Raw genomic sequence first — 7,326 nt, forward strand, 5'->3', positions numbered from 1 at the left:
TGGATTTCAAGGAAATGATTTCCGCTCCCGAGGGTTCCAAGCTGGGGAAGCCCTCTTTTTATCGCCCTGTCTGACACAAAGCCTGCGTCAGCTGTTTTCATGCATCCGTTTTCCTCAATTCTGTCTGTATCATGGGAATATCCATAGCCCTGCTCAACAGCCCATTTTGCCCCTTTTTCAATCACTTCTTTTACTGCGTCGCGGGAAAGCTTCATAATTCCGTCTTTACCAACGCCTGCAGGCACTTCCTTGAAAATTGCGTTCAGCAAATCCTTTTTCTTTGCTAAAATGTCCTGCTCATAATAATCTGTCCTCAATAACCTTACAGAGCAGTTTATGTCATAGCCCACTCCGCCAGGAGAAATTATTCCGTCATCTAAGTCAAATGCAGCGACGCCGCCTATTGGAAATCCGTATCCTTCGTGCGCATCTGGCATCGCAAGCGCATGCTTTATTATTCCAGGAAGGCAGGCAACATTCATTATCTGAAGTATTGTCTTGTCCTCTTTTATCTTTGAGAAAAGCTGCTCTGAGGTATATATCCTCGCGGGCACATTCATCTTTCCTTCTTTTGCAATTTCCCAGATAAAATCATTGATTTTTTTGATTTCCATAATTGAGTACCTTTTATGTATCAAGAACCATCTGAATTGTGGTTTTCTTTTTTTCCTCTGTAATTTTAAGCTCATTGAATGTTACTGCCTTTACAACTTCTCTGAAAGTGTAATTGCGAAGATTGTCTCCTGAAACAACTGCGGACAGGAAATATGCGTTTTTCTTCTCTATTTTTATTTTTTTTATTTTTGAAAGGATAAATTCCTCTGAATCAATAAGGAACAAAAGCTCGTCAAGGAATTTAACGCACAGGTGCTCAATGTCCTCTGCAGACACTCTTATTTCCTTGTCTGCCTTCTCAGCGACTTTTTCCTTTACCATAAGCGAAAACATTGCTAAGGCAGAATTAATTAGGGCTTCAGAAAGATTCTTTCCGGATGCCTGGAATTTTGCATCTGCTGTCTTGGGAAGGAAAACATACCCTCTTCCATCTTCCTCATTCGCTTTTTCAGCCATAATACCGGTAATCAATCAATAATATAAAAACATAACTGAATTGAATCATAAAAATAATGCAGAGACAAAAAAAAGATTAAGCACAAAACATAATTACTAATTCAGAAAAATAAGGTAGCGGGGGGAGGATTTGAACCGCCGACCTATGGGTTATGAGCCCATCGAGCACTCCTGTCTGCTCTACCCCGCTATCAGAAGATTATTATTGGCATTTTTGCTCTCTTTAAATAGTTTTCTTTTATTGCTTCATGCAACAGAGAGGAGAATAATTCCCGCAATTATCATTATTGCCCCGATTTTCTGGTTGCCTTCCATTGTTTCCTTGAAGAATATCCTTGCAAGAAGAATTGTCACAAGAGGGAATGCAGCGCTTACTGGGGCAACAATTGATGCATACGCTGAATTTATCCCGTAGCTTATTGCGAGGAACCCAATTGACTCAAGCGCGCCAACAGCAATCATCGGAACAATGCTTTTTTTTGAGAGATTCAAGCCCTGCTTTGATGCCTTTGCATAAATAAATGCAATAGGGATAAGCGCGAGCTTGATTAGAATTGTCGGCATGAACCATCCAAGCTCTCCGACAAGCGCTCTTATGAAAACAACCTGCGAGCCCCATGCGAGCATCGCAATTACAGCAAGCCCGAGCCCCTTTGATTTAATTTTTCTTCCCCTTATTTCGTGAATCTTAAATGAGATAAACACTGAGCCGAAAATTGCAAGCAATATTCCGAGAACCTGAACTGCAGACAATTTTTCCCCGAATAAAATTACGCTCAAGACAACAGTTACTGCTGCCCAGCAGGAAACAACCGGGCTTATTATTGAGGTTTTCCCGACAGAGAACGCTTTGTAGTATGCAAGATACGCAACAATGTCAACTACTGAAGTGATAATTATAAAAATCAGCGCCTTGGCGCTTATTCCTGAAAAGTCAAACTTCCTGAATAATATGAATAGAAGAAGCGTGCTTGCCATCTGGCTCCAGAAGAACACTGAAAAAACCGATTCTTTCTTAACGCTTCTTGCTGCAAGGAAATCAGAAATGCCCCAGGCAAACATTGATATTATCCCGAAAATCACTCCAATTTCAATCATTGTTTTTCTTGCTTAGAATTAATATAAAAATCTTTCCTTAACGCAAATTAGATTTTCCTTGATTTTCTTAATGCAGAATCAAGCTCAACCCTGAGAAGCGCCTTTGAGGGATTTAGCATTTGTTTAAGCTCTTTTCCTGCAAAGAATATTGCAATTGATGGGATTTTTGATATCCCAAGATTTTGCGCAATGGATGGGTCGCCGTCAATGTTGCTCTCTGCAAACTTTATCTTCCCTTCATACTCCAATGACATCTCGCTGAACATTTCTGAAAAATTCCTGGATGCGCTGTTCCAGAGGGAATAAAACTTAACTATCGCAGGCTTTTCAGAATTGATTATCTCTTTTTCAAAATCCGAATGGTTTAAGTCAACTATCATTCCTATCACCCTCAGATTCTTTATATTCAGTTTAACTTTTTAGGTCCTATCTTTGTTATACCATTCATGTACGGGAGAAGCACTTTTGGAACTGTGATTGAGCCGTCCTCATTCTGGTAATTCTCAAGGATTGCCCTAATTATCCTGGATGTTGCAAGCCCTGTGTTGTTGAGGGTGTGCAGGTATTCCTTTGTGCCGTCTGCCTTCCTGTATTTTATGTTTGAGCGCACAGCCTGATATGAAGTGCAGTTCGAGCATGATGTAACCTCTGCGTATTTCCCCTCTCTCGGAAACCATGCTTCAATGTCATATTTCTTTGCTGCAACAATCCCAATGTCTCCTGTGCAGATGTTTACAACATGATAAGGAATTTCAAGCGCCTGGAGAAGCTCCTCTGTGTTGTGCTGAATTTCCTCATGGATTTTCCACGAATCCTCTGGAAGACAGAACACGACCTGCTCAACTTTGTTGAACTGATGCATCCTGAAAAACCCTCTTGTGTCTACGCCGTGGCTTCCTATTTCCCTTCTGAAGCACGGGCTTACTCCGACATACCTCAGCGGAAGCTCTTTTTCATCAATAACTGAATCCTTGTGCATCGCAACAATCGGATGCTCTGAGGTTGCAATCAGGTACATATCCTCCCCGTCAATCTTGTACATTACATTCTGGAAATCGTCAAGGGATGTTACCCCTTCATACGCTTCCCTTCCAACCATAAGAGGCGGCTCTATAAGCGTAAAGCCCTTTTTTATAAGATGGTCTATTGCAAATCTCTGGAGGGATAAGTCCAGAAGCGCAAGCGCGCCCTTTACATAGACAAATCCTGAGCCAGAAACCATTGTTGCTGTCTTGAAGTCCGCTATTCTCAATTCTTCTGCAAGCTCTCCGTGCGGCTTAAGTTCAAAACCGGGCTTTTTGATACTGCCCCATTTCCTGACTTCAACATTCTCACTGCTATCTTTTCCAACAGGCACGCTTTCATGCAGGATGTTTGGGATTCTCATAAGAAGGTATCTGTTCCTATCCTCAATCTCCTTTAATGTTTCATCCTTTCTTGCAATCTCTTTGGGGATTTGGGCTGCCTCGTCAATGAACTTTTTTGCGTCCTTTCCTTCCTTCTTTGCCGAGTTTATGCTCTTGGAAATCTCATTTCTCTTCTTTCTGAGAAGCTCTTCCTCTGCCCTTATCTCCTTTATCTGGGAAGTGTTGTCAATAATCTCATCAAGCCATTTTATCTTTTCAGAGTCTCCTCTCTTTTGAAGATCCTTTTTTACTGCATTTGGATTCTCAATAACAAACTTTATGTCAAGCATTTTTTTCCGCCTCTTGGCTTTACTGCCAGTATTCTTGCTGTTTTATAGAGGATAATCTAAATGATAGTATAAATAATTTACGAATTCCCCTTACAATTTCTGCTGCTTTGATTCAGCGCCGTATTCTATTTCAGAAAAGTCCACTTTCTTGAATTTTGAGATTATCCCTGTTGCAGCAAGTATCCCTGTAAGGGCTGCCCCGACTATACCCCTTGACTTTCCGCAGCCGTCACCTGCTACAAAGATGTTTTCTATGTTTGTTTCAAGAAGGGTTGTTGTTGAGTATTTTATGTCGTAAAACTTTATCTCAGGCGCATAGATTAATGTCTGGGGATGGTATACTCCGGGAAATACGCTGTCAAGCTTGTTGAGGAATTCCATAAGATTGTCAAGGATTCTCTTTGAGTAAATCATTGAGATGTCTCCAAGGGTTACTGCCCCTGAAATCTCCTGCGAGCCGTTTCCATAGGCGATTGTCGGCTCAAGATTTCCGTAATCATAGAACCTCTCAAGCTTTGTCCTCCTGCCCCGCAGAAGGTCTCCAAGCCGCTGAAGTATCGGCTTATTGCCGCCAAGAAGATTCACATTCATTGCAATGTTCTTCCCGTATTCTGTTGTGTCCACAAAAGGCGCGTGAAGCCCTATTGTCTGAAGTATTGCAAAGTTTGTGTTTTCCGACTTCTTTGTATTAAGGGCGTGCCCGTTGACTATCTTGAATTCCTTGTAGTCCTCAATTGCAATATACCCGTTTGGGTTTGTGCAGAATGTCCTTACCTTGTCTCCGTGCGATGATGTTACATACCTTATCTTGGGGTCGTATATTATGTCAGTTATCTCCTTCATAATTTTTGAGTCAATCTCTATTCTCAGCCCTATGTCAATGTTTCCGTATGTCCATTCTATTCCGAGCTTGTTTGCAATGCTTCTGAACCAGTATGCCCCTGTCCTTCCCGGCGCTGCAATGATGTATTTGCAATTAATTTCCTCATCTTCAAAAACAACAAGAAATCCGTCCTTCTTCTTTACAATGTCAATGACTTCCTTCCCAAGCATTAATGAAACCTCCTTTTTTATGAGAAGCTCCCTGAAATTGTTCATTATCCGGTAAGCCCTATCTGTCCCCATGTGGCGCTGCCGTGCGGGAATCAGGGTAAGCCCTGCCCCTTTCAGCTTTTCCTCCCAGAATGAAACTTTTTCCTTGTCTGTTCCTAATAAGTCCAGTTCCTCAAACTGGTTGAACTGCGAATCAATGTATGATATGAGCTTCTCTGCATATTCCTTTTTTATCCTCAATTCAGGAAGCTCCATCCCTATTTCTGTTGTGAGGTTTAATTTCCCGTCTGTCCTTGCGCCCATCCCCCCGATATGGCTGCTCTTGTCTATCAGAAGAACCTTTCCTGAAACCTGGGGAAGATTCTCTGAAAGGTAGAGCGCTGAGAAAAATCCGGCAGGTCCTGCGCCTATTATCACAACTTCATAAGTTCTCATCTTGTTATTGAAACCTTGTCCCCTGCGTTTATTGCGTCAATTATTATCCTTCCAATCTTGTGCTTGCCGCTAATCTTAACAATTCCTTCCTTTCCCACATTTGCAGACATTATGAATTCGCCGTTTATGAGAATTCTGACCTCTTTTCGGGAATACTCTGGAGGGACTGCAAAAACCGCGCCCTTTTTCACAATCTTTGCGTTGAACCTTATTGAATTTGAAGGGGTTTTCCCTTCCTCAATTTTCTCTTCATTGGAATTTTCCTCAATTGGCTTTATGTCCAGCCCTATCCCAAGCTTTTCCTCAATCTTTCTTATATTTTCCCCTTCCTTTCCGATAATCTTGCCTATTAATCCTTCGGGAACATGAACAACTGCCTTGTGCTCAGACTCAAATGACACTTTTACCTTGTCTGAATATCCCTGGAAGAATTCCTCTATCTTCTGCCCGGCAAGGTTCCTTGCAGGGCTCATCTCTGACATTTCGGGAGTAACAGGAACAACGACAGTTTCCTCGCCGTAGGAATAAAGCTCGTATTCAACCTTCTTGGTTTCAAAATCAGCAACAACTACAATCGGCCTTGCAAGGTCAGCCTCAGTCATTCCTGATGGAACCTTTACAACCATCCTTAGACTCAGCACCTTTTCCACTGCTCCGTTTTTTATGAAAATCACAGTGTCAATTATCTGGGGTATCACTCCAAGTTCAATCCTTCCTACAAACCTCTGGATTGCATCAATCGGGTTTGTTGCGTGCACAACACCTGCAAGCCCTATGCCTGAAAGCCTTAAGTCTGCAAAAAGCCTGAAATCATCTGTGTTTCTCATCTCGTCAAATATCGTGTAGTCAGGCCTTGAGAGAAGAAGAATATCATGGATTTCCTGTGGGGTTCCGTTGCTCATTGAATACTGAGTTATCTCCTCTGGAAGCACTAAGTCTCTTGGCGCTTCGATTGTCTTGACTATCTTCTGCTTTGAGGAATAGAACTCAGCAAGCGCCTGGGCAAATGTGCTCTTTCCCATTCCAGGAGAGCCGGCAATTAATATTCCCTCTGCATGCTCAGATATCCTCTGCCTTAAATTGTCTGACATTTGGTATTCTGAAAGCGAGAGCTTTTTTATTGGTTTTACCGCTGTTATTTCCCATCCGTCTGAAAAAGGCGGCCTTGTTATCACAATCCTGTATTCTCCAAGCTGGACTATTGTTGAACCTGGCCTGTCTATCTCAATGAACCCAGCCCTGCTGAATCCCGCCTGTTCAATTATCTCGGTTGAAATCTCCTGGATTTTTTCCCTTGTAAGCTGCTTGTCTGAAAGGACTACAAACTTCCAGTTTCCGGGCATTCCCTTTTTTGCAACTGGAAAGACATTCTCCCTCAAATGCACGCTCATGGTCTCCGGATCAAAGAAGGACTTCAATTGAATCTTACTTGGGAAAAGCGACTTCGGCTCAACAAGGATAAGATTTACTCCCCTTGCCTTTGCAACCCTCGCCTGAATCTTATTTGAAGTAATTAAAGCTGAATCCTCATTATAGCAAAGCTCCATTATCATTGAATCAATATCAGCAACTGAAGCTCGCTCAAGCTCTCCCGGAGAGGGCTTTCTTCCCAAGAATTCTATTGAAAAGCCCTTTGATTTTGAAAGCTCCCTTATTCTCATTAGTTCATCAAGCCCCATGAATCCCAAGGACTTTTCCTCAGAAGCCATGTGCTCAAGCTCTGCAACTGCCGCCTCGTGCAGAAGGATTTTGTTCGGAAGGATTTCCCCCCCTTCAATCTTCCTTGAGAGCGCGCCTTCCACAATTGCTGAAAAGTCCGGGACTATCTTTTCAATAAATTTGTTTTCTTGCGGATTAGAATTATTCTGGCTGATTTTTGCCTCTGATTTCTCCTTTTTCATCTATCATAACCTCTCAAGACCTCTGCAGCAAGCAAAAAACCTGAAAGATTTCCCGCCCGCGCTGCAGAATTC

Annotated in this window: 7 protein-coding genes and 1 tRNA gene; all 8 read right to left on the reverse strand. The window is 42.3% G+C overall.

Translation table 11 applies throughout. The features are described from left to right. On the reverse strand, nt 1-614 hold a 614-nt coding region (locus NTV63_02005), incomplete at its 3' end, for an RtcB family protein (GenBank protein ID MCX6709709.1). Between the two features lie 13 nt (nt 615-627). Continuing rightward, nucleotides 628-1,071, reverse strand: a complete 444-nt coding sequence (locus tag NTV63_02010; protein MCX6709710.1) for an archease — start codon at nt 1,069-1,071, stop codon at nt 628-630. 115 nt (nt 1,072-1,186) lie between these two features. Continuing rightward, a tRNA-Met gene (locus NTV63_02015) sits at nt 1,187-1,261 on the reverse strand. 56 nt (nt 1,262-1,317) lie between these two features. Further along, nucleotides 1,318-2,169, reverse strand: a complete 852-nt coding sequence (locus NTV63_02020) for a DMT family transporter (protein ID MCX6709711.1) — start codon at nt 2,167-2,169, stop codon at nt 1,318-1,320. Between the two features lie 47 nt (nt 2,170-2,216). Then, nucleotides 2,217-2,549, reverse strand: a complete 333-nt coding sequence (locus NTV63_02025) for a thioredoxin domain-containing protein (GenBank protein ID MCX6709712.1) — start codon at nt 2,547-2,549, stop codon at nt 2,217-2,219. Nucleotides 2,550-2,575: 26 nt separating this feature from the next. Next, nucleotides 2,576-3,865 (reverse strand): serine--tRNA ligase, encoded by a 1,290-nt coding sequence (gene serS, locus NTV63_02030; protein ID MCX6709713.1) that lies wholly within the window; start codon nt 3,863-3,865, stop codon nt 2,576-2,578. A 90-nt stretch (nt 3,866-3,955) separates the two neighbouring features. Continuing rightward, nucleotides 3,956-5,353, reverse strand: coding sequence for an NAD(P)/FAD-dependent oxidoreductase (locus NTV63_02035; GenBank protein ID MCX6709714.1), 1,398 nt, complete (start codon nt 5,351-5,353; stop codon nt 3,956-3,958). Further along, on the reverse strand, nt 5,350-7,254 hold the full coding sequence (locus tag NTV63_02040) for a PINc/VapC family ATPase (GenBank protein MCX6709715.1): 1,905 nt from the start codon (nt 7,252-7,254) through the stop codon (nt 5,350-5,352). Before NTV63_02040 ends, NTV63_02035 begins: the two co-directional genes overlap by 4 nt. Nucleotides 7,255-7,326: the final 72 nt, after the last annotated feature.

The organism is Candidatus Woesearchaeota archaeon (assembly GCA_026394965.1).
Taxonomy (GTDB): Archaea; Nanobdellota; Nanobdellia; order Woesearchaeales; family 0-14-0-80-44-23; genus JAPLZQ01.